Here is a 22,216-nt window from a genome sequence, read left to right on the forward strand (position 1 = left end):
GACATGCGTGCATTTGCAACTGTGATGGCAGTCCTGGCTGTTACCGGCGGCACCACCTGCATCTTCGCGAACGGCGCACTCAATCTAGTGGGCGGGCTGTTGCTCCTGACGATCGGCGGGGGAGGACTGTCGGCGGCCTGGACCACGCATGCGGGGGAAAGGCGCGCCTCGAAGGTACCAGAAGATACCTCCAGCTGAAGGGACACCCATATGCCTTCGCAGGCCAGGGCTGACATCGTTGAGTCGCCCACCTCGCCTCGTCGTCCCGGGACCATCATCCGCAGGGATCCCGGCGATCATAAGGTGCTGACCATCCTCTACACCGGTTTCTGCCACTTCGACATTCACGCCGCACGAGGAGAATGGTCTCAGGTGCGATATCCACTGGTTGTAGGACACGAAATCGTCGGCGTCGTGGGGTCCATAGGCGCAGGGGTGACGCGGCATTCCGTTGGAGACGTCGTCGGAGTGGGATGCTTTGTAGATTCCTGCCGGGAATGGATGAACTGCCTTGCCGGAGAAGAACAACACTGCCTAAAGGGATTAACAAGCAAATATAACTCCACTGGGTCGGATGGGCTGCCGACCGCCGGCGGTTACAGCACCAGTATCCTCGTGGATGAAAATTACGTACTGAAGATCCCGGATGGACTGACGCCGCAAGCGGCTGCTCCGCTCCTGTGCGCAGGAATCACCATGTATACGCCGTTACGTCAGTGGAAGACCGGACCCGGCAAGCGGGTGGCGATAGTCGGTATGGGTGGCCTAGTACATCTGGGCCTGAAATAGCTGCCGCCATGGGAGCAGAAGTAACAGTGCTGAGCCAATCCAGGACGAAGGAAAAGGACGCACGTCGACTCGGAGCGGATCACTTCTTTGCAACGTCGGACCCTGAAACATTCGCAGCGCTGCGGGACAAGTTCGATCTCATCATCAACACCGTCTCCGCTGAGATCGATGTGGACCAATACCTTTCTCTGCTGGGTTTGGCGGCACGCTGGTCCTGGTGGGGCTTCTGTCCAAACCCCTTAGCCAACGCGCATGGTCCCTGATCTCGGACCGGCGAAACCTCAGCGGATCCAAGATGGGCGAAATCCGGCAAACCCAGGAGATTCCGGATTTTTGTGCCGCCCACAATCTTGGCGCGGAAGTCGAAGTGGCGGACGGTGCTCACATCAACGAAGCTTTCGACCGTGTTTTGGCCAGTGAGGTCCGGTTCAGGTTTGTCCTGGATGCCACCACGCGTTGACAGGGAGCCTGGGTCGCTGCCACTCAACTGCGGTCCGTGGCCTCTTCGCCTTAGAGCGCGTTATGCAGCCCGCTGGGTCTCGATACCGTAGACACAGCAAACCCCAATGCCGAACAGTCAAGGATAAGAACGCCTGCAGTGCAGAGATCCTGTGGGTAAACCCCGGAAGTTGCTGGTTCACGGGGATGGCGTTTTCGAATACGCCTCGTATAGCCGAAAGGCGATAGGGAGGACCACGGCTAAGCTTGACTCACTGCGGAACCGGTTCCTCGAAACACAGTAGTTCTCGCAGCTACTTCTACTCCCGTGTTGACCGAAATCTCACTTGCGTCATCTTCGTTTCTTTGATTTAGGGCGATGAATGAACGCGATTCGGTGCCAGGGGCCGCGGTGTGAAGTGTCGAATCGATACGGCTGAGATGGCTGCAGTCAGGGCCAGGAGAAGCCACGGTGCGCTGGCGTGTGCTGACGGAGTGACGGCGTGTTCGTAGAGCGGGGCCAGCGCGGCGTTTCCGATGACCACGGCGAGTCCGCCGGCACTGGCCAATAGCCCGTAATATGCACCTGTCGGGCGGCCTGCGGAGAACTCAAGGACGAGCCCCATCGCCACGGGCAGTACGCACATATTTCCGAGGGCAAGGCCTGTTACCAGGGCAATGGCGGGTATAACGGGGATGGCGGATGGCGCAGGGAATACGGCCATCACCGCGAGGGCAGCGAAACCCATCGCTTGAAGGAAGAATCCAAGGGGGAGTGCCAGCTTGGGCCCGTAGCGACCCATGATACCGGCGATCGGCCATTGGAGGGCAATCGTCAGGATTGAGGCGTAGGCAAAGACGACTGCCAAGGCATCTACGCCCACCCCGCTGCGCTCCATTTCGATCGGGAGCCCAAAGTACAGTTGGTTGGTTGCAAGCAGATTTACGCTGTAGAAGGCAGCAAAACCGATGAACCTCTTTTCCCGAAGGCAAGACCAAAGACCGGCGGGCCTGCCATTACTCGGTGTGTTGGCTCTGGTTCTGCAAGCACGTGGCTGGGTTCTGGGCAGAAAGAGCCAAAAGACGGCTGCCATCAACGCAAAAACTCCGGCGCCCGTCACCAGTGAGGTGTCAAAGCCAGTGTTTAGGAGTAAGGAGCCCATGAGTGGGCCGAGTACGGTGCCCACTTCGCCGCAAACCACAAGCAAAGCAAAGAGGGAGGAACGTTCGCGCTTCGGCCGGGTTGCGGATGTCTCCGTATCGACCAACTCTTTCCGATAGTCCGGTTTCCCCTGACCGCTCTCTGCGGCTGTTGCGACAAGGCTCTGCATAGCGGGGGAAAACAGCGCGCCACCAATGCCCGTGACGACAGCGCCGAAGAGAAACATCGGAAAGTCTGAGGCCCACGCAAGGAGCAAGAACCCAGAAACACGTACCAAGCAGCCCGTGATCATCGACTCTCTCGCCCCCCAATGATCGGCCAGCGCCCCACCAAAGAGAAACAGACCCTGCTGAGCGAATGTTCGCGCCCCGAGAACAACACCAACCGCCATCGCGCCCAGACCGAAATCGTTCCGCATCGCAACAGCCAAAAAGGGTACCACTGCAAAGAAACCAATGTTGAAAATCAGTTGGCTTCCTAGAAGCAACTGCGGGGCAGCCTCAACTCGACGTGTACCTAGACGGCTTGACTTGGCCTTATTTGGGAATCTCGTGTTCGAAATCACTCGTGGCTCGCAAATCTGGCAACCATAAGCGCGGCCAAGACGGCTCCCGGAGACGCTGCGCGCCGGCCATAGCCAATGCTGCGCCGAAAACCCTCCAAAAGGTGGGAATAGTGCAAGGCGATCCTCCAGGGCGTGCGATGAGATGCCCCACAGCGTATGCGATAAGAAGAAGATGATTAGCTGCACGCCAAGCAATGCAATGTTTCTTTTGCGGAAAGAAACATAAACCGGTCGATGAGTACGGTCCGGCATGCAGTGTGAGCCGCCTCCGCGGGCCCCGTGTTGATGCGGGAAAACCGACGTTCTCTTTCCTTCTGTGCCGGGAGCGGCACGTGAAGTTGAGGGCAAGCGACTGCAATGATGCGCCCTGCTGGCTTCTCCTCGCGCTTATTTCGTTGTTGGAAATATTGCCTTGCCTCTTGAAGGCCTAATTGGCGTCTTCTTGTGGCGTACGCTTGCAAATCCGAGGGCTAACCCCTTCAAAGGCCGACCGCGAGGCGGGACAACGGTGTTCAATAAAAAAAAGTAAAGAGGGAGTAGTTATGGTCAAGGCCATCGTTATGCGCAACACAACAACAGCCGATCTAGGGGAGCACACCCCCAAAAAGAATTCGGTTACACCCGGTCAGACGGATGCCGACTTCCGCCTTTGGGCCAGGGGCGACTTCAAGACGGGTATTTGGGAGGCAACTCCGGGAGTATCCAATTCCGTGCGTCAGAACGACGAGATCTGCCAGATACTGAGTGGGTCCGCAACCATTACTGAAGCGGACGGCACCAGCTTCGACATTGGTCCGGGCACTCTGTTCGTGATGCCGGCTGGCTGGGAGGGCTCGTGGACTATCCACGAAACCGTCCGCAAGATGTGGGTTGTCAACAACGTACCGACGACGACATCCTAGTCCGAAAGAGAGAAAGCCTGCCGGACTGCTTGCAGCCAACGCTGAGGTAAAACGCTCATGGCTGCTTCCTGTGGACTGCGCTTCACCAACGCGGGCCTACTAAATAGTTTATGGCCAGTGCTGAAGGCGAGTACGCTGCCTTGAATAGCCCTTTACGTTCGACGGGGCAACAGCCAACCGTGAGGACGCATTCGAGACTGGGAAACTAGGTCTGAGCGCGTCAGCATATATGCGGCCAGAAAACATACTGGAGGAGCGATAAGAAGCGATTGTTCCGACTTTATGCACGGGCTGGTGGCGTAGGTTGAACCTCAATCATTACACCAGGAGGAGGCTGTCTTTGGCGGCCTGTCATCATTGGAGAAAGAACCTCGTAATTGAACTGGACTTCCTGCAACGACGGTTCATGACGGCGCAATTCGATGCAATGGGCCGCTCGCGTGCAGATGTCGATTTTGCCGGGTTGGCTTTTCCCATTCGAACCCGACACGTTGGCTGCAATAGCATCTGTTCAAATCATTCCATTGCAGCTGAAGCAGGTTGACCCGCAAGTAAGAACTACCGTCGGCGAGGCCTCTTGGGTTCGATATGAGATAAGGAGGCCCCCAATCGTCCATGGCGGCCTGCTGAAAAGTCAAAATGAAAGGCAATCATGATTAACGATGACTTTGCGGCCCCGGCGCTTCTCTTTTACGACCCTTTAGACGGAAGTAAATCCCGCCCCCTATCGAGTACCTCATCACCAGCGAGAAGCAGAGGTTCAAGGAGAACTGAGCTCGGCCGGAAGCAACCCCAGCAAGCACGTCAGACTTGGCGCACACGGGCTCTTGCCGATGTAGCGCGCGACCTCGAGCATCTCATGGACTCGTATCGGCCGAAATTTTAAGTGCATCCCGTCGGGGTGAGTGGAATTACAGCAGAGTCTGGCTCCTAAGCCCGTTCCCTACCCGATGCTGGCTAGTGACCTCGGGGACCAGGAACTGGCTCTTATGCGTCCTGGCGCTCGTCCGAGTGCGCCCATGCGGAGGAATTACGGGGCGGCGCTGCTACCGAAGGTCGGACCTGTTCATCTGCGTCCGAGTCGGCCGCCGGAGTGCGAAGAGTCTCAGCTCCAGCTCGCGCAGTGGTGCAATGAGGGACAGCAATTCTTCGATATCGGCCTCCTCCGTTGCCTCTATCATAACCTCGCGCAGTGCTTTCCGAAGCCGCTCGAGCGCGATTGCGGCAGCCTTTGTCGGCCGGACGACGACGTTCCGTCCGGTCCGTTCGGTGCGATCGATGAGCCCTTTGGCCTCAAGGCTGCGGAGCGCAGCGCTGACATTGGGCCGCTGGAGGACGGACCGGTCCGCAATTTCGCTTGGCGTCGACCCTGGCGCGAGGTCGACAACGCGCATGACCATCTGTTCCGTCTCAGTCAAGATTGGTACCTCGCCGAGAGGTTCGACCATTCGAATAAGCCGTGCGACGTCGAGTAGCAGGTCAGCCAGCGTGCCGAGATCGTCCGCATCCTCAATCTTCATCGTTCAACCTTTAGTTGTGCGTGCATAATTATGCTGACATAATAATTCATGTCATGCTCATAGTCCACTTGAGGAAACAACAATGGATGCGCTTCTAATCGGCTTGTCGCTCGGCGCTACGGCGGGCATCAGCCCCGGGCCGCTGCTCGTTCTCGTTGTGGCACAGACACTCCGCCGCGGTTGGCGTGGAGGAATGGCGACGGCCGTGGCGCCGGTGCTTTCGGACGCGGTCGTCGTGGTGCTGGTAGTCCTCGCGCTCGAACGACTACCGTATTGGACGCTCTCGGTGATTGGGTTGCTGGGAGGTGTCTACTTGGCCGTCTCCGCCGGGCTGCAGTGGCATCGTAATGCAGCGGTCGAGCAGGTCGCGTCTGATATCGTGCCTCCGCGGACGGACGGGTGGCGTACTCTTCTCCAGGGCGCCTTGGTGAACTTGCTCAGCCCTCACCCTTGGATCACGTGGGCGACCGTGCTTGGACCACTGTTCTTGCGCGAGTGGAAATCGGCACCGCTCGGCGCGTTGTCTCTGGTTGCCGCGTTTTACCTAGCCCTGATCGGGGCGAAAGCGGTCGTGGCGCTGCTGCTCGCGCGCTTCCGCGATCGTTTCACCCCGCGGGCGTACACAATAACAATGCGCTCGGCGACGGTCGTACTCGGCGTTCTGGGGATCGTACTGACCGGGCTATACGCGGTCGAACTCGCGAGGACCGCTGCCGCGTAAATCAAACCGTGAGTCCATGTACACGATGTTCAAGTTGTTATCACCACTCCAGAGTTGGCCTGCGCTGCAGCAGAAGGGCCGGGCGACAGGTCTTTTGGTGTACTAATTAAGTCGTTGAGTTGCTTCGGTTGCGAAGTCAACGATGCGTTGTGCCCAGGCTTCCACTGTTGCTCCTGAAACGCCCTTTGGCGGGTAGAGCAGGCGCAGGATCAGCTGCGGTTCGCTTTCCGGTTGGTGAATCGGCACGGTGATGGTGGCAACGTCGTGGCTCGCCGCCTGGTCAAGCTCACCTACCGGGAAATAGCCAGCGGATTTGACAATGCGTTGACTGATCTCCCGCTGTTTGGCGGGCAGTTGATCGCCTACGCCATACTCTCCGATGGCGGCCTCGAGCAGGTCACGCCGCCCATAGCACAGCTTAGGTGATCAGCAGTTCCAGCGCCTCCGCAAGATGCCCAACCTCACGCACCGAGAAGCCTTCGGGGATGACCCCGGCTCCCGCAGGACTGGCCGGAACGATCGCGTGCGTGAAGCCGAGCCGATGGGCTTCCTGGATCCGCTGGTTGATCCCGGGCACAGGACGGACTTCACCGGCCAGCCCCACTTCGCCAAAGGCGATCAGACGCTGTGGGAGGGCCCTGCGGGACTTGGCGGATGCGACAGCGAGGGCCACCGCCAAGTCCGTTGCGGGTTCGCTCAGTTTCACCCCGCCGACTGTCGCCACATACGAATCATCCTTATGCAGCATGCATCCGGCCCGCTGCTGGAGCACGGCCAGCAGCATGGCAACGCGGGAACTCTCCAAGCCGCTGGTGGCCCGCCGCGGCTGGGCGTTGGCGCTGTCCGCCAAGAGCGACTGCACCTCTGCAAGGAGAGGGCGGCGCCCCTCCATAGTGACCGTGATGCAGGTACCCGAGACGGGTTCGCGGGTCCGCGAAACGAACAGCCCGCTCGGATCAGCCAGCCCCTCGATTCCGGCCTCGTTCAGGTCGAAGCAGCCGACGTCGTCCGTGGCGCCGTAGCGGTTCTTGACGGCGCGAAGCAAGCGAAGCCGTGAGTGGCGCTCGCCTTCGAACTGGCACACAACATCCACCAGGTGTTCAAGGAGCCGCGGCCCGGCAATGTTTCCGTCCTTGGTGACGTGGCCGACCAAGAGAGTGGTCATGTTGCGGCGTTTGGCAGCGGCGATGATTGAAGCCGCGACTTCGCGCACCTGGGAAACACCGCCAGCGCTGCCTTCGACGTCGGCACTGCTCAACGTCTGCACCGAGTCCACGATGAGGAGTTTGGGTTCCAGCTTTTCCACCTGGCCAAGCGCCTGGCCCAGATCCGTCTCTGCCGACAGGTAAAGGGTGTGCGCCACCGCATCGATCCGCTCGGCCCTCAACTTCACCTGTGCAGCGGACTCTTCACCCGTGATGTAGAGGACGTCCTGCCCGGTGCGGGCAAACTTCGCGGCGACGTCCAGCAGGAGGGTGGACTTCCCGACGCCGGGTTCCCCGGCGAGCAGGATGACGGCGCCGGGGACCAGCCCTCCTCCCAGGACGCGGTCGAGTTCGTCCACGCCTGTGGGCAGGAACGCTGCGGTTGTCCCGTCTACCTCAGCGATCCGGCGGGCCGGCTCCAGCACTGTAGCCGCCGCCGTCGTACGCGCAACCGTGGCGCCGTACTCCTCGACGGTTCCCCAGGCCTGGCACTCGCCGCACCGACCCACCCATTTGATGGCCGTCCAACCACATTCGGCGCATTTGTAAGCGGGTGTCTTGGAAGCACGGGACGTCTTGGAAGCCATGCGTTCAAGGTTAGCCGGGGGGACTGACAGGATAAGGCAGCGATCTGTTCCCGGGGTTGTTCCGGCACGGCGGCGCGGCACGGATCATAGGGCATCAGCTGATTGATTCGAGCCGCCAAGCGACGTCCAGCGGCTCCCGGCGAAGTGTGAAAGTCCGCAGTTCCGCCCCTGCCGTGGGGAGTTTGGCTTGGACTTGCCAGTGCTCGCGCGGGGTGTCACCTGCGGAGTCCTGCGTAAACCAGTGGTCGGCGTGGATGTCCGGGTCCACCATCCAGATCACTCCGTCATGGCGGATGGCCATCGGGGTGCCGCCTGGGCTGAACCGGACAGCGACCTCATGGAGTGTGCAGTTCGGGTGTTCGGGAGCCAGGGTCATGGGGGCTTCTTTCTACTTGTCAGCAGGGTCAGGCGGCTTTGACGAGGGGGAGTTCGTCCCAGTGGGTGGTGTATCTGGGGGAGAGCATGTCGCGTTTCATGGTCCAGTCGGGTCCGCCGCGGATGCCTGCGTGCCCGAGGCCGATTGTTCCGCGTCCATAGCGTTTGGAGACGTCCTCGAGCAGGGTCCCGATGCCGCGTTCTTCGTGGGGATTTTGGAACAGTTCCAGCGGCTTCTGGTTCCCGGTGGGACGCAGGTCGGTGACCATGATTCCCGCCCGCACGTACTTCACGTTTTCGTGGATCTGGGGGAGCAGTGCATGGGCGGCCCTGGTGAGCAGCACGGGGTCGGCGGTTGGTGCGGGCAGGGTCAGGCAGACCGACGGGAAGGATTTCTCGTTGGGGTTGAAGTGGGACGTAGCGGCGAACGCGGTCAGGACCTTGGCCTGCAGGTCGTGTTTGGCCAGGCGTGCAGAGGCCATCTGGGCGTAGACGCTCATGACCTGCCGCAACCCTGCCGCCGTGGTGATCGGCGTGGAGAAGGAACGGGAGAAGATCAGTTGGTCCCTGCCGACGCGTTCCTCTTCCATGGGGATGCATGGTGTGCCTTGCAGTTCCAGGACGGTGCGCATCATGACGATGGAGAATCTGTCCCGGATCGCCACGGGGTTCGCCCGGGCCAGATCCAGAATCGAAAAGATGCCCATCGCGTTCAGGCGCTTGGTGAGCCGGGTGGCGACTCCCCAAATTTCGATCACGGAAAGCCGCCCCATCAGCGCCTCGCGCTGTTCCGCGGGTACTGATTCCCACCTGCATACGCCGCGGAAGGCCGGATTGTGCTTGGCCCATTTGTTGCACAGCTTGGCCAGGGTCTTGGTGGGGGCTATGCCGACACAGACGGGCACGCCGACGTGCCGCCGGCAGGCCGTACGAATGGTCCGGCCCAACTCCAGCAGTTGCTCCGGTTCGCCTTTGACGCCCAGGAATGCTTCGTCGATTGAGTAGACCTCCAACCAGGCCGAGTAGCGGCCCAGCAATTCCATGACCCGGGCGGAGATGTCGCCGTAGAGTTCGTAGTTGCTGGAGAGGGCCACCAGACCCCATTCCTTGGCGCGGGGCCGGAGTTTGAACCACGGCTCGCCGAGGCCGATTCCCAGCTTCTTGGCTTCAGGGGAACGGGTGACGGCGCAGCCGTCATTGTTGGAGAGCACGATTACCGGTTTGCCTTCCAGGGAAGGGTTGAAGGCGCGCTCGGCCGAAGCGTAGAAGCAGTTAACGTCCACGTGCGCGATTTCCTGCATCCGGCGCATTAGTGCTGGCCTAGACATGGTGCAGGCACCTCGTGGCCACGCCCCAGATGGTGATTTCGGACAGCGCCGGAACCACGATGTCCGGAAAACGGGGATTGTCCGCCTGCAAAAGCACGGCCGTGGGAGTGATCCGGAGCCGCTTGATGGTCAATTCCCCGTCAAGCACCGCGATCACCACGGAGCCGTCCTTCGGTTCCAAGGCACGGTTGACGATCAGCTCGTCCCCGTCACTGATCCCGGCCTGCTCCATCGACTGCCCGGTGACCCGGACGATGAATGTGCTGGTCACATCTTTGATCAGGTGCTCGTTGAGGTCGATCCGGCCCTCAAAGTAGTCCTGCGCCGGCGAGGGATAACCGGCGGCCACCGCGACCGGCGCCACCAGGATCCTCACCAGAGACAGTCCCGCATCTATCACGCGGGGGCCAACTATCACGCCCACAACACACCTTTTATTCGAATTTATGTTCGAATTAACTGTACTGCAGGCGGCCGACAAAATAGCTTCTTAATCGAACGCATCCGAGGCGACTCTTCGCCGTGGCCCGGCCGGCAGTGCTACGAGGCCATCAGATCAGTGCGGAACGCCGTTCGATGAGGAGTGTGTCGCGCCATTGCCCGGCGAGTGGACCGTGCGGCATGCGGGCGATGCGATTGCGGCGTCCGACTACTGTGAAGCCGTGGGTCTGGTGGAGTTTGAGGCTGGGTTCGTTTTCGGGGAAGACGCTGGATTGAATAGTCCAGATCCCTGCGCTCTCGGTGGAGGCGATCAGTGCCTGGAGCAGGGCGGCGCCGATGCCCTGACCGTGGGCGTCCGTGCTGACGTAGATGGAGTGTTCGACCACTCCGGCGTATGCGGTCCGGGATGACACCGGCGTGACGGCTGCCCAGCCCAGAGCGGCCCGGCCTGGTAGGCCGGCGACGTGGCGGTGGCCGGGGAGCCGCGTGGTGTTGAACGCCTCCCAGTCGGGGGCGGTGGATTCGAACGTGGCGTGGCCGCCGTCGATCCCTTCCTGGTAGATCCTTCGCACCGCGGGCCAGTCCCCGGGCTGCATTGCCCTGATCGGCGCTGCGGGGCTCACAGCGTGGCGAGCGTCGCGGCGACCTCATCGAGGGCGCCGGGGACGAGGGAGAAGTAGGCCCACGTGCCGCGCTTCTCCCGGTGCAGCAGCCCGGCCTCTACCAGCACTTTGAGGTGGTGGGACACGGTAGGTTGGCTCAGTTCCAGCGGCCCGGGGAGGTCGCATACGCACGCTTCGCCGGTGGATGAGGCCTTGACGATGGAGAGCAGCCGGAGCCGGTTCGGGTCGGCCAGGGCCTTGAAGACCATGGCCCGCTGCTTGGCTTCCTCGGCATCGAGGGCAGCAGCATCGGGGGCGCAGCAGCCACGGTCGGCGGTAGTATCCGGTTCGAGGGTCAGCGGAGAAGTCATCTCCCCATTATGCCCGAATATTGACAAGCATCAATATCAAGTTGCGGTCAGGCCGTCTCTTTGGCGGGGTGCGGAACGACGACGTCGTCCGCGGCACTCCCAGCCGCGGGGAACAGGGCCAGTAGTAGGCCCAGGCCCAGTGCGGCGCCAGTGATCTGGGCGAGGATGAAGCCGGGAACGGAGGCCGGGGCGATGCCTGCGAAGGTATCGGTGAAAATCCGGCCGATGGTCACGGCTGGGTTCGCGAACGAGGTCGAGGACGTGAACCAGTATGCGGCCCCGATGTATGCCCCGACCGCCGGGGCGGCCAGCAGTCCGCGGTTTGTGCGGGCCAGGGAGAAGATGAGAAGGATGAGCCCGGCGGTGGCGACGGCTTCAGCGACCAGGTGCCCGGGCGTGGTGCGGTCCTTGGTTGAGGTCGAGGTCCCGAGGTCGAACATCACGTTGGCCAGGACGCTGCCGCCGATCGCACCAGCGACTTGCGCCACTGCGTAGATGCCGAGTTCGGTCAGGTTCAGTCCGGTGCCATGGCGCCGGCCCAGGAACCAGTCCGCCGCGGAAACGACCGGGTTGAAGTGCGCCCCGCTGACGGGGCCGAACACCAGGATCAGCACCGTGAGCCCCAGCACCGTGGCGGTGCTGTTTTCCAGCAACTGCAGGCCGACGTCGTTCGGGGACAACTGCTGCGCGGCGATCCCGGACCCGACCACGACGGCGACAAGCAGGCAGGTGCCGATCAGTTCGGCCAAGGCGCGGCGCCACAATAGCGGCTGCTGTGAAGTCATGCCACAAGCTTGACCCGGAAAATTATCTCAGTCAAAATTGAACCAATGGAAACTGAGCGAACCACCTTTGACGTTCGGCTAGCGAAGCATGCGGCCCTGGCCGACGCTGCCCGGCTGCGGATCGTGGATCTGCTCACCTTGGGTGACTACTCGCCCAGCGAACTGCAGGCCGAGCTTCGCATCCCCTCCAACCTGCTCTCCCACCACCTGCGCACCCTCGAGGTTGCAGGCCTGGTCGGGCGGCACCGCTCCGAAGCAGACAAGCGCCGCAGCTACCTCAGCCTCACCCCTGGCTCCCTGGATGGTCTCACTCCCGGTGTCGGGCATGCCGTGCGCCGGGTGTTGTTCGTGTGCACCCACAACAGTGCCCGCTCCCAACTGGCTACCGCCCTCTGGCGGCAGGCCAGCGATATCCCGGCCGCTTCCGCGGGCACCCACCCCGCCGAACGCATCGCTCCCGGGGCCATCGAGATCGCGGCCCGGCATGGGCTGGACCTCGGCCACCGTGCTCCGCAGCACCTGGATGACGTCGCCGACGGGCGCGACTTCATCATCACCGTTTGCGACAGTGCCCACGAAGAGCTCGCCGCCCCGCCAAGCAATATTCACTGGTCCGTTCCGGACCCCGTCCGGTCCGGCACCCCCGCCGCTTTCGAGCACGCCTACCAGGACATCACCCGCCGAATCAGCGACCTCGCCCCACGTTTGCACGCCGCCTGAACACCCACGCCAACCACCCAAACGCCGGGGCCAAACCTCGCCTCATCTAAATATTGACAATCATCAATGTTTTGGGAAATACTCCCTACATCGACGAACATCAATATCTGGAGGGTGTGGGTTGCGGCCCCGAATAGCCAAGCCGAACAGCTCACCCAACCCAAACCCAGGAGAACTCCTTATGAGCACCGAAACCGTCAAGAAGCCGTCCGTTCTGTTCGTCTGCGTCCACAACGCCGGCCGGTCCCAGATGGCCGCAGCGTTCCTGACCACTCTGGCGCACGGCGCGATCGAGGTCCGCTCCGCCGGTTCCCAGCCTGCGGACAAGGTCAATCCCGCAGCCGTCGAGGCCATGGCCGAACTCGGCATCGACATGTCCGCCGAGATCCCGAAGGTCCTGACCACCGAGGCCGTGCAGGCCTCGGACGTTGTGATCACGATGGGCTGCGGGGACGAATGCCCGTACTTCCCCGGCAAGCGCTACGAGGACTGGGTCCTGGAAGACCCGGCAGGGCAGGGTGTGGAGGCGGTCCGTCCGATCCGGGACGAGATCAAGAGCCGCATCGAGGACCTGATCGCTTCCCTGATCCCAGCCGCCAAATAACCCGGCCCTTCCAGTCTCTCTCTTAGGAGCAGTTTCGTGAGCACCGAACAACTGATCATCATCGGCTCCGGCCCTGCCGGGTACACCGCAGCCATTTACGCCGCCCGCGCCGGCCTCAAGCCTTTGGTCCTGGCCGGGTCCGTCACCGCCGGCGGGGCGCTGATGAACACCACCGAGGTGGAGAACTTCCCGGGCTTCCCAGGCGGGATCCAAGGCCCCGAACTGATGGACGGTCTGCAGGAACAGGCTGAGAAGTTTGGTGCGCAGGTGGTGTTCGACGACGTCACCGAAGTTGATCTCACCGGTCACCTTAAGCGCGTGGTCACGGGCGCCGGCGAGACGCATGAGGCCCCGGCTGTCATCCTCGCGACTGGCTCGGCTTATAAGGAACTCGGCCTGGCCGAAGAGAAGAAACTGTCCGGTCACGGGGTGTCCTGGTGCGCCACCTGCGACGGGTTCTTCTTCAAGGACCAGGACATCATCGTCGTCGGGGGCGGGGACTCGGCCATGGAAGAAGCGACATTCCTGACCCGCTTCGCCAAGTCCGTCACCGTCGTGGTCCGCAAGGACGAACTCCGGGCCTCCCGGATTATGGCCCAGCGCGCCAAGGACAACCCCAAGATCAGTTTCGCCTTCAATTCCGCCATCACCGCCATCCACGGCGACACCAAGGTCACCGGTGTCACCTTGACAGACACCCGCACCGGGGAAACCCGCCACCAGGACGCGACCGGGATCTTCGTCGCGATCGGTCACCTGCCCCGCACCGAACTGGTCACCGGACAGGTCGAGCTGGACAACGAGGGCTACATCAAGGTTGACTCACCCACCACGCTCACCAACCTCTCCGGTGTTTTCGCCTGCGGGGACGCCGTGGACCACCGCTACCGGCAGGCCATCACCGCCGCCGGCACAGGATGCGCGGCAGCATTGGACGCCGAACGCTACCTCGCCGCGCTGGAGGACGCAGACAGCATCGCCACCGCCCTGGTCGAAGAACCCACCCACGCCTAAGCACACGATCAGGGGGTGAACTGGATGCCCCCGCCGGACCGGCAGGCACCCCGAAACCGCCGCACCAACGGACACAGAGAACAGAGGACAGTCATGGATACAGCCACCAGCGCCCTTCCCATCGCCGTGATCGGTGCAGGCCCGGTAGGGCTCGCCGCCGCGGCGCACCTGCTCGAACAGGGCCTGGACCCGGTCATCTTCGAAGCGGGCCCCACCGCGGGCTCCGCGATCGAGCACTGGAGGCACATCCGGCTGTTCTCCCCGTGGCGGTTCAACACCGACGCCGCAGCCGTGCGGCTGCTCGAACAAACCGGTTGGGAGCACCCGCGCCCCACCGCCCTGCCCTACGGCGGCGAACTCATAGACAACTACCTCACCCCGCTGGCCGCCACGGAACCGATCGCGTCCCGCCTCCACACCAACGCACGGGTCATTGCCGTCACCCGGCAGGGCCTGGACAAAACCCACAGCAAGAACCGGGACACCACCGCATTCACCGTCCGCGTTGACCACGGCAACGGGGAGATCCGGGACCACACCGTAGCCGCGGTCATCGACGCCTCCGGAACCTGGTCCACGCGCAACCCGCTGGGCACGTCCGGCCTGCCCGCCATCGGCGAAGAACAAGCCGGTGCGCGGATCTCCTCGCCCCTGCCCGACGTGACCGGCCGGGACCGCGAAGCATTCGCCGGCCGCCGCGTGCTGGTTGTCGGTGCCGGCCACTCGGCGGCGAATACCCTGATTAACCTGGCCGACCTGGCCAAAGCGGAGCCCGCCACCCGGATCCTCTGGGCCGTCCGCGGCGCGAGCGCTGAGAAGGTTTACGGTGGCGGTGACGCCGACGGGCTCCCGGCCCGCGGCCAGCTCGGCTCCCGGCTGCGCCGCCTTGTCGAGGCAGGCACCATCGAACTGCATACCGGGTACGGGATCAGCACCATCAAAACCCTCAACACGGGTGTCACGGTCGAGGCCGTGGACGGGCGCACCCTCGAGGCCGACGTCATCGTCCCGTGCACCGGTTTCCGGCCCGATCCGGATATCCTGCGGGAACTGCGCCTGAACCTGGACCCGGCCGTTGAAGCACCCACCGAACTCGGCCCCCTCATCGACCCCGAATTCCACTCCTGCGGGACCGTCCCACCCCACGGCGCGAAGCTTCTCGCCCATCCGGAAAAGGACTTCTACATTGTCGGGATGAAGTCGTACGGCCGGGCCCCGACGTTTCTGCTTGCCACCGGCTACGAGCAAGTCCGCTCCGTCGCGGCCGCCCTTGCCGGAGACCACGAAGCCGCCGACACTGTCCATCTGGATCTGCCCGAAACGGGTGTTTGCTCCGCCGATATCGGCGCCAGCTGCGACGTCCCCGCCAACACGACCCCCGCGACCGAAGAGCAAGAGTCCCAAGGTTGCTGCTCGGCTCCGGAGCCGGCGTTCGTCGGGTTCCCGACCGGGCTGGCGCACGGGCGTTCGGGCCAAAACCAGCCCAATTAAAGTGATGAAGTGACGGCCAGCCGGCCTTGAAGCCGGCGGCGGCTGGGGGGAGAGTCTCGGTCTCAGAAGACTCTGTCGCCGCCGGCTTCGTCATGGGCCGGACCGCCCTGCGGCGGCCGGAGCACCGGTTGTGGAGACCACCGATGCGGTGTTGCGAAGTGGAATTCCGGCGATGCTTGGGGCTTGTCCGGCCTTCCATGAAACAGTTAACCGTCCGGCGGAACCGGTTACACCAGTAGTCGGTACTCGTTATATCGGTGCCTCACAGGGGCCCACTACTTGGTCCTACTCGTCGGCCGCAAGAACCTACCCGCCCCGCCCGTTCCTCGCGGCGTCCACGAACACCGCCAAGCCCAAGACACCAAGTGCAACTCCCAGTGAAGCCACAACATCGGTGAGCCAGTGATATCCCAGGTAGAGCCGGCTGTAGGCGACCAGCAGCGTCAGGACAGCGGCGGCACCATACGCCAGGACCGCCGTCGTACGCGTCCAGGAACGGGAGCACAGCAGGTAGGCGAGGACGAACGCCAGTACCGAGGCGCCGAGGGTGTGGCCGGAGGGGAAGGACAGGGCGTCGTCGGGCCCAAGCAGGAAATCCGTGGAAGGCGGCCGGGAGCGGGTCACTTCCAGTTTGACCACGGTGGCAAGCACCACTGAGACAAGCATGGCTCCCAACAGCACGGCAGGACGCCACAGCTCCCGCTTCCATACAGCCCAGACCACGGCAATCACTCCCGCGGCGATCGACGTGACCGTTGGCGAAGTCAGTCCGGAAACCGCCGCGAGGAAGCCGTTTACCTGGGGACTGCGCGAATCCACGACCAACGTGTGGACTGTTCCGTCAAGGGTTGCCAGCCCGCTGGAGGACAGGACAGCGGCAAACATCAACCAGAAGATGGCATCTCCGGCCACGAACAGGGCGCCGGCCCAAAGGAACAGCACACGCTGGCGCGGCCGCAGGGGAGGGCCGGGCCGGAATCGCGCCGGGGAACGCATTGATGACGCAGGGAGCATCGCTCCATTATCCACAGCGGACTTGGGCCTTCGCTGGGAGCGGGCGCGCAAGGCCCAAGTCAGAGCCGCGGCAAAACCGAGCGCGCCTCTTCCGGATCCAGGCCGCTGGCTTCAAGCAGGTCCACCAGGAGCGGCCTGAACAGCATCACCACGGCCTCCCCCTCCAACCGCTGCACATCGAGCATTTTCGGGTGCACGCGCGAGGCCACCATGGTCAGCTCGGTGCGGGCACGCCGCATGTGGGCCCGTCGGGCGCCGTCGTTCTGCTCCGCCAAACCGAGGGTCAATTCATCGATTGCTGCGGCGGTCTCCTGCAGGACTTCGGCGATGTTGTCGATCGCCTCATCGGAGAGCGCCGCGTGGTTGATCGCGCTGGTCAGCCTGCGGGCAAAGACCCGGCTGTTACGCAGCGCGAGGTCGATGTACTCCAGGGAATGCTCCAGCCCGGCCAGTTCATCCCTGTGCCGTCGATGCGCGGGAGCGAGCGTTGCCACCTCCCCGGATGCCCGCAGCGTCTGCCGCATACGATCCACCAGCGCCTGGCAGTTGCGGCCGCGGATCAGCGCATGCCACGCGGCGGTGGAGTCACTGTCGATCATCGCCTTCGCGCAGTCGCGCAGGATTTCCGCGAGCTCGTCCAAGATCTTCCGGATGTCCTTCCGCGGCTCCCGGCGTGGGTCCTTCGGCATGAGGACGGTCACCAGGAGCGCGAACACTCCGCCCACCACTGCGTCCAGGCTGCGCGTGAACGGCCCGCCGGCCGGCGCCGGCAGCAGCACCACCAAGAGCGACTGCAGGCCCAGCTGGGTGGTGAAGATGGTGCCGCTGTCCAGGAACCTGGCCAGCAGGATGGAGAAAAGAAGTACGACGGCGGCCTGCCAGATCCCGGCGCCCAGCCAGTGGAGCAGGAGGTCGCCTACAACGATGCCGAGCGTGCAGCCCAAACCGACCTCGATCACGCGACGCAGGCGTGGATCGCGGGAGAACCCCAGCGCAATCAAGGATGACGTTGCGGCGAACAGGGGGCCTTGGTGGCCGAGGACGTATTCGGCAAACGCGTAAGCACCCACCGCGCACACGGTCATCTGGATGGCGGGCACCAGTGAGTTCCGGCTCCGCACCAGGCCGGTCCTCAGCCGGGTACGCACAAACCTCTTGCTTGCGGAGAGTCCCTTCGTGGCGGCCATGCCTTCCAGTCTATTTGCGGAAACCTGCCACCAACCTCAAGGTGGCACGCGCCACATAACCCAATGGTCCGCCGTCGTTCACTTTCCGTTCACTTTCCGCCACAGGTCCCGTTACCTGCGCTCCATACCTTCAGTTAAGGCACAAAAGGTCCACAGATCACCCGCGCCGAAATCTCCGTTCGGCAGCATCTGAAATCCCTGGAAGGGGCACATACAAGTGAAGGCAACTCACTTCGGCCGTACCGCGGCCATCGCGGTCATCGCAGCTGGCGCACTCGCGCTCACCGCTTGTGGTTCCGACAACGCAACCGGCACCTCCGCCGGCACGCAGTCCGCCGCATCCGGTACCAAGGTCACCGGCACCCTCACGGGCATCGGCGCCTCCTCCACCGGCGCCGCCATGGACGCATGGAAGGCCGGCTTCTCTGCCGCCAACCAGGGCGCCACGGTTCAGTACTCTCCGGATGGTTCCGGTGCAGGCCGCAAGGCCATCGTCGACGGTTCGGCCCAGTTCGCCGGTTCCGACGCCTACCTGAAGGATGAGGAGCTGGAAGCCTCCAAGGCCAAGTGCGGTCCCGATGGCGCAATCAACATCCCGGTGTACATCTCCCCGATCGCTGTTGCTTTCAACGTTCCGGGCATCACTGAACTGAAGCTTGACGCCACCACCGTAGCCAAAATCTTCCGCGGCGAGATCACCAACTGGAACGATCCCGCTATTGCCGCCCTCAACGAAGGCGTCAGCCTGCCGGACCTCAAGGTCACCCCGGTCAACCGCTCTGACGACTCCGGTACCACCTCCAACTTCACCGACTACCTGGCAGCTGCTGCTCCCGAGGTTTGGACGGATAAGGCTGCAGGCGTTTGGCCCGCATCCCTGAAGGGCGAGAACGCCAAGGGCACCTCCGGCGTCGTCAAGACCGTCACCGACACCCCCGGTGCCGTGACCTACGCTGATGACTCCGCCGTCTCCGGCAAGCTGGGCACCGCATCCATCAAGGTCGGCGAGGAGTTCGTCAAGATCTCCGCTGAGGCCGCTGCCAAGGCTGTTGAAGCAGGCAAGCCCGTTGAAGGCCGCGCCACCAACGACGTTGCCATCAAGCTGGACCGCAAGACCACCGCTTCCGGCGCTTACCCGGTAGTGCTCGTCTCCTACCACGTTGTGTGCACCACGTATGAAACCAAGGACGTGGCTGACCTGGTCAAGGCCTTCGAAACCTACGTCGTCTCCGACGAGGGCCAGAAGACCGCAGCTGACGCCGCAAAGTCCGCACCGCTTTCCAAGGCGCTGCAGGACAAGGCCAAGGCCGCCATCGACACCATCAAGGCCAAAGCCTAAGGTTTCCCGGCGGGCTTGCCCGGACCGGCTGAACACTGAAGTTCCCTGTCCCGGATGCCGGTGGCCAGAAGCCACCGTTCCGGGGCAGGGAACTTAGCCATGCAAGACCAGTTCACTCCAGACTTAAGGATCGTGAAGTGACCACCAACTCCCTGACAACCTCCCAAGGCGCAGGACGCGCCGGGGACAAGGTTTTCTCCGGGGCCGCCTTGGCCGCAGGGTGCCTGATTCTCGCGGTTCTCTTCGGAGTCGCGCTGTTCCTGGTAGTCCAGGCCATCCCGGCACTGGTCGCACCTCCGGAGGACATCCAAGGCGGGCACGGCTTCTTTGCCTACATCGCCCCGATCGTGGTGGGTACGCTCATTGCCGCCGTGATCGCCCTCGTCATCGCCACGCCTGTGGCAATCGGCGTCGCACTGTTCATCTCGCACTACGCACCCCGCCGGCTTGCCGCAGGCCTGGGCTACGTGGTGGACCTCCTTGCCGCCATCCCTTCCGTTGTTTACGGTGCGTGGGGCGCGGCGTTCCTCGCCAAGGAGATCTCCCCGGCCTACGACTGGCTGGCCAACAACCTGGGCTGGGTCCCGATCTTCCAAGGCCCGGCCTCCGCTACCGGCAAGACCATCCTCACCGCAGGCATCGTACTGTCCGTCATGGTCCTTCCCATCATCACGTCCCTGTCCCGCGAAATCTTCCTGCAGACCCCCAAGCTGCACGAGGAAGCCGCGCTGGCCCTGGGAGCGACCCGTTGGGAAATGATCCGCATGGCCGTCTTCCCGTTCGGCCGTCCGGGCATCATCAGCGCCATCATGCTGGGCCTGGGCCGCGCGCTCGGCGAGACCATGGCCGTCGCTCTGGTGCTCTCCTCCGGCGCCCTGACTGCGAGCCTGATCCAGTCCGGCAACCAGACCATCGCCGCCGAAATTGCCCTGAACTTCCCGGAAGCAAGCGGCCTCAAGGTCAACACGCTGATCGCCGCAGGCCTGGTGCTGTTCGTCATCACCCTTGGCGTGAACATGATCGCCCGTTGGATCATCACCAAGCACAAAGAATTCTCGGGAGCCAACTAAATGACCGCCACAGCAGTCCGCAAGCGCTCCGCGCTCACCAGGGGCCAACTGCCGAAGTTCGCGCCCTACGTAGTCCTGGCCGTCGCGCTGATCGTTGGCGCGGCCATCCTGGCCTTGATCGGCTTCAACGCCTTCGGCTGGGGGCTTGTCTCCGCGATCCTCTTCACCGTCGGCCTGGTGGCATGGAGCGGTGTTGTTGAAGGTGCCCGCAAAGCCAAGGACAAGCTGGCCACCTGCCTGGTGGTCGGGGCCTTCCTGGTGGCGCTCCTGCCCCTGGTTTCCGTGATTTGGACCGTCCTGGTGAACGGCATCCCCGGGCTTGTCACGCCGGGCTTCCTGAGCACGTCAATGAACGGGGTCACTGGCGCCTACGACAACAAAGCAGTCGAGGAAGGCGGCGCGGTCTTCGGCGGTATCTACCACGCACTGCTGGGCACCGTACAGATCACGCTCCTGGCCACCGTCATTTCCGTGCCCGTCGGGCTCCTCACCGCCATCTACCTGGTGGAGTACGGTGCCGACCGTCCATTGGCCAAGGCGATCACCTTCTTCGTGGACGTCATGACCGGCATCCCGTCCATCGTGGCCGGCCTGTTTGCGGCTGCGTTCTTCTTCGCAGTCGTGGGCCCCGGCACCAAGACCGGTGCGGTGGCCGCCGTCGCGCTTTCAGTCCTGATGATTCCGGTGGTTGTCCGCTCCAGCGAGGAAATGCTCAAGATTGTCCCGAACGAGCTTCGCGAGGCGTCCTACGCGCTCGGTGTCCGGAAATGGCGCACCATCCTGAAGGTTGTTATTCCGACGGCGATCTCCGGTATTGCTTCGGGCGTCACCTTGGCAATCGCCCGGGTCATCGGCGAAACCGCGCCGATCCTGGTGACGGCCGGTTTCGCTACCACCATCAACAACAACGTGTTCGGCGGCTGGATGGCCTCCCTGCCCACGTTCATTTACACGCAGATCCTGAATCCGACGTCGCCGTCCAACCCCGGCCCCTCGGACCAGCGTGCGTGGGGTGCGGCCTTGGTCCTGATCATCCTGGTGATGCTCCTGAACCTCGGAGCACGCCTGATCGCCCGTCTCTTCGCTCCGAAAACAGGCCGCTGACCGGGCCCACGGCCCGTCCCGCCCCAAAACTTCCAGACCCCCAAGGAACAAAGGAACACCATGTCCAAGCGCATCGACGTCAAAGACTTGAATGTCTACTACGGCAACTTCCTGGCCGTTGAGGACGTCAACATCAACATCGAAGCCAAGTCCGTCACGGCCTTCATTGGCCCGTCAGGCTGCGGCAAGTCCACCTTCCTCCGCACCTTGAACCGCATGCACGAGGTCCTTCCCGGCGCCCGTGTCGAGGGTGAGGTCCTGCTCGACGGCGATAACCTCTATGGCCCCGGCGTGGACCCCGTGACCGTGCGCACGCAGGTTGGCATGGTCTTCCAGCGCCCCAACCCGTTCCCCACCATGTCCATCCGTGACAACGTGCTGGCGGGCGTGAAGCTGAACAACAAGAAGATCTCCAAGGGCGCAGCCGACGCACTCGTGGAGAAGTCCCTGGTGGGCGCCAACCTGTGGAACGAGGTCAAGGACCGCCTGGACAAGCCCGGTTCCGGCCTTTCCGGCGGCCAGCAGCAGCGTCTGTGCATTGCCCGCGCCATTGCGGTGGAGCCGCAGGTGATCCTGATGGACGAACCGTGCTCCGCGCTGGACCCGATCTCCACCCTCGCCGTGGAGGACCTCATCAACGAGCTCAAGGACCAGTACACCGTGGTGATCGTGACCCACAACATGCAGCAGGCCGCCCGCGTTTCGGACAAGACGGCGTTCTTCAACATTGCCGGTACGGGCAAGCCGGGCAAGCTCATCGAGTTCGCGGACACCACCACCATCTTCAACAACCCGTCCCAGAAGGCCACCGAGGACTACGTGTCCGGCCGCTTCGGATAAGGGTTGTCCAGGCTCCGGTTTCCGTAGGGGACCGGCGGATCA

At 63.0% G+C, this 22,216-nt stretch carries 23 protein-coding genes and 1 pseudogene; 13 read left to right on the forward strand and 11 right to left on the reverse strand.

Annotated elements, in window-relative coordinates:
• Window positions 1-3 precede the first annotated feature (3 nt).
• Both RI444_RS00995 and RI444_RS01000 read left to right on the forward strand, forming a co-directional pair.
• On the forward strand, window positions 4-198 hold the full coding sequence (locus RI444_RS00995; RefSeq protein WP_144648863.1) for a hypothetical protein: 195 nt from the start codon (window positions 4-6) through the stop codon (window positions 196-198).
• 12 nt (window positions 199-210) lie between these two features.
• A pseudogene (locus tag RI444_RS01000) lies at window positions 211-1,249 on the forward strand (NAD(P)-dependent alcohol dehydrogenase).
• A 349-nt stretch (window positions 1,250-1,598) separates the two neighbouring features.
• Here RI444_RS01000 and RI444_RS01005 read toward each other — a convergent pair.
• Window positions 1,599-3,206, reverse strand: a complete 1,608-nt coding sequence (locus RI444_RS01005; RefSeq protein ID WP_144648862.1) for an MFS transporter — start codon at window positions 3,204-3,206, stop codon at window positions 1,599-1,601.
• A 290-nt stretch (window positions 3,207-3,496) separates the two neighbouring features.
• Here RI444_RS01005 and RI444_RS01010 point away from each other — a divergent pair, with 290 nt between their 5' ends.
• Entirely contained in the window at window positions 3,497-3,856 is a 360-nt protein-coding gene (locus RI444_RS01010; RefSeq protein ID WP_144648861.1) for a cupin domain-containing protein, read from the forward strand.
• Between the two features lie 1,046 nt (window positions 3,857-4,902).
• Here the strand turns inward: RI444_RS01010 and RI444_RS01015 are convergent.
• Entirely contained in the window at window positions 4,903-5,376 is a 474-nt protein-coding gene (locus RI444_RS01015; RefSeq protein WP_144648860.1) for a MarR family winged helix-turn-helix transcriptional regulator, read from the reverse strand.
• A gap of 82 nt (window positions 5,377-5,458) precedes the next feature.
• On the opposite strand from RI444_RS01015, the gene RI444_RS01020 reads away from it, so the two are divergent.
• Both RI444_RS01020 and RI444_RS01025 read left to right on the forward strand, forming a co-directional pair.
• Complete coding sequence (locus RI444_RS01020; RefSeq protein WP_242703174.1) at window positions 5,459-6,097, forward strand: LysE family translocator; 639 nt, start codon at window positions 5,459-5,461, stop codon at window positions 6,095-6,097.
• 231 nt (window positions 6,098-6,328) lie between these two features.
• Window positions 6,329-6,523, forward strand: coding sequence for a hypothetical protein (locus tag RI444_RS01025; RefSeq protein WP_179015142.1), 195 nt, complete (start codon window positions 6,329-6,331; stop codon window positions 6,521-6,523).
• Here the strand turns inward: RI444_RS01025 and radA are convergent.
• The 7 genes from radA to RI444_RS01060 all read right to left on the reverse strand — a co-directional run bounded on the left by radA (window position 6,516) and on the right by RI444_RS01060 (window position 11,791).
• Window positions 6,516-7,889, reverse strand: coding sequence for a DNA repair protein RadA (gene radA / locus RI444_RS01030; RefSeq protein WP_179015145.1), 1,374 nt, complete (start codon window positions 7,887-7,889; stop codon window positions 6,516-6,518). The two genes, RI444_RS01025 and radA, sit on opposite strands and share 8 nt — an antisense overlap.
• Window positions 7,890-7,983: 94 nt before the next feature.
• Window positions 7,984-8,265 (reverse strand): hypothetical protein, encoded by a 282-nt coding sequence (locus tag RI444_RS01035; RefSeq protein WP_021471332.1) that lies wholly within the window; start codon window positions 8,263-8,265, stop codon window positions 7,984-7,986.
• A gap of 28 nt (window positions 8,266-8,293) precedes the next feature.
• The gene (locus tag RI444_RS01040; protein ID WP_179015151.1) at window positions 8,294-9,592 is read right to left on the reverse strand and encodes a Y-family DNA polymerase; all 1,299 of its coding nucleotides are present in this window, start codon (window positions 9,590-9,592) and stop codon (window positions 8,294-8,296) included.
• Window positions 9,585-10,016 carry a LexA family protein gene (locus tag RI444_RS01045; protein WP_207605252.1) on the reverse strand — a complete coding sequence of 144 codons (432 nt, stop codon included), beginning with the start codon at window positions 10,014-10,016 and terminating at the stop codon, window positions 9,585-9,587. The genes RI444_RS01040 and RI444_RS01045 overlap by 8 nt, the downstream gene beginning before the upstream one ends.
• A 127-nt stretch (window positions 10,017-10,143) precedes the next feature.
• On the reverse strand, window positions 10,144-10,629 hold the full coding sequence (locus RI444_RS01050; protein ID WP_207605831.1) for a GNAT family N-acetyltransferase: 486 nt from the start codon (window positions 10,627-10,629) through the stop codon (window positions 10,144-10,146).
• A gap of 23 nt (window positions 10,630-10,652) precedes the next feature.
• Window positions 10,653-11,006, reverse strand: a complete 354-nt coding sequence (locus tag RI444_RS01055) for an ArsR/SmtB family transcription factor (RefSeq protein ID WP_062094581.1) — start codon at window positions 11,004-11,006, stop codon at window positions 10,653-10,655.
• Between the two features lie 47 nt (window positions 11,007-11,053).
• Complete coding sequence (locus RI444_RS01060) at window positions 11,054-11,791, reverse strand: aquaporin (RefSeq protein ID WP_207605251.1); 738 nt, start codon at window positions 11,789-11,791, stop codon at window positions 11,054-11,056.
• 45 nt (window positions 11,792-11,836) lie between these two features.
• On the opposite strand from RI444_RS01060, the gene RI444_RS01065 reads away from it, so the two are divergent.
• The 4 genes from RI444_RS01065 (at window position 11,837) to RI444_RS01080 (ending at window position 15,620) form a co-directional block, all read left to right on the forward strand.
• Complete coding sequence (locus tag RI444_RS01065) at window positions 11,837-12,511, forward strand: ArsR family transcriptional regulator (RefSeq protein ID WP_207605250.1); 675 nt, start codon at window positions 11,837-11,839, stop codon at window positions 12,509-12,511.
• 181 nt (window positions 12,512-12,692) lie between these two features.
• A complete protein-coding gene (locus RI444_RS01070) occupies window positions 12,693-13,115 on the forward strand; it encodes an arsenate reductase ArsC (protein ID WP_021471325.1) in 423 nt (140 codons plus the stop codon).
• 36 nt (window positions 13,116-13,151) lie between these two features.
• Window positions 13,152-14,129 (forward strand): thioredoxin-disulfide reductase, encoded by a 978-nt coding sequence (trxB, locus tag RI444_RS01075; RefSeq protein WP_021471324.1) that lies wholly within the window; start codon window positions 13,152-13,154, stop codon window positions 14,127-14,129.
• Between the two features lie 93 nt (window positions 14,130-14,222).
• Entirely contained in the window at window positions 14,223-15,620 is a 1,398-nt protein-coding gene (locus RI444_RS01080; protein ID WP_207605249.1) for an FAD-dependent oxidoreductase, read from the forward strand.
• A 306-nt stretch (window positions 15,621-15,926) separates the two neighbouring features.
• On the opposite strand, the gene RI444_RS01085 is transcribed toward RI444_RS01080, so the two are convergent.
• Together RI444_RS01085 and RI444_RS01090 are read right to left on the reverse strand one after the other, a co-directional pair.
• Complete coding sequence (locus RI444_RS01085; protein WP_031216176.1) at window positions 15,927-16,634, reverse strand: phosphatase PAP2 family protein; 708 nt, start codon at window positions 16,632-16,634, stop codon at window positions 15,927-15,929.
• Between the two features lie 59 nt (window positions 16,635-16,693).
• Window positions 16,694-17,821 carry an FUSC family protein gene (locus tag RI444_RS01090; RefSeq protein WP_021471321.1) on the reverse strand — a complete coding sequence of 376 codons (1,128 nt, stop codon included), beginning with the start codon at window positions 17,819-17,821 and terminating at the stop codon, window positions 16,694-16,696.
• 217 nt (window positions 17,822-18,038) lie between these two features.
• Here RI444_RS01090 and pstS point away from each other — a divergent pair, with 217 nt between their 5' ends.
• The 4 genes from pstS (at window position 18,039) to pstB (ending at window position 22,174) form a co-directional block, all read left to right on the forward strand.
• Window positions 18,039-19,160, forward strand: a complete 1,122-nt coding sequence (gene pstS / locus RI444_RS01095) for a phosphate ABC transporter substrate-binding protein PstS (RefSeq protein WP_062094596.1) — start codon at window positions 18,039-18,041, stop codon at window positions 19,158-19,160.
• A 137-nt stretch (window positions 19,161-19,297) separates the two neighbouring features.
• The gene (gene pstC, locus RI444_RS01100; RefSeq protein WP_021471319.1) at window positions 19,298-20,230 is read left to right on the forward strand and encodes a phosphate ABC transporter permease subunit PstC; all 933 of its coding nucleotides are present in this window, start codon (window positions 19,298-19,300) and stop codon (window positions 20,228-20,230) included.
• A complete protein-coding gene (pstA, locus tag RI444_RS01105) occupies window positions 20,231-21,334 on the forward strand; it encodes a phosphate ABC transporter permease PstA (RefSeq protein WP_021471318.1) in 1,104 nt (367 codons plus the stop codon).
• 60 nt (window positions 21,335-21,394) lie between these two features.
• Window positions 21,395-22,174 carry a phosphate ABC transporter ATP-binding protein PstB gene (gene pstB, locus RI444_RS01110; protein ID WP_021471317.1) on the forward strand — a complete coding sequence of 260 codons (780 nt, stop codon included), beginning with the start codon at window positions 21,395-21,397 and terminating at the stop codon, window positions 22,172-22,174.
• Window positions 22,175-22,216: the final 42 nt, after the last annotated feature.

Source organism: Paenarthrobacter sp. AT5, from assembly GCF_032764245.1.
Taxonomy (GTDB): domain Bacteria; phylum Actinomycetota; class Actinomycetes; order Actinomycetales; family Micrococcaceae; genus Arthrobacter; species Arthrobacter ureafaciens.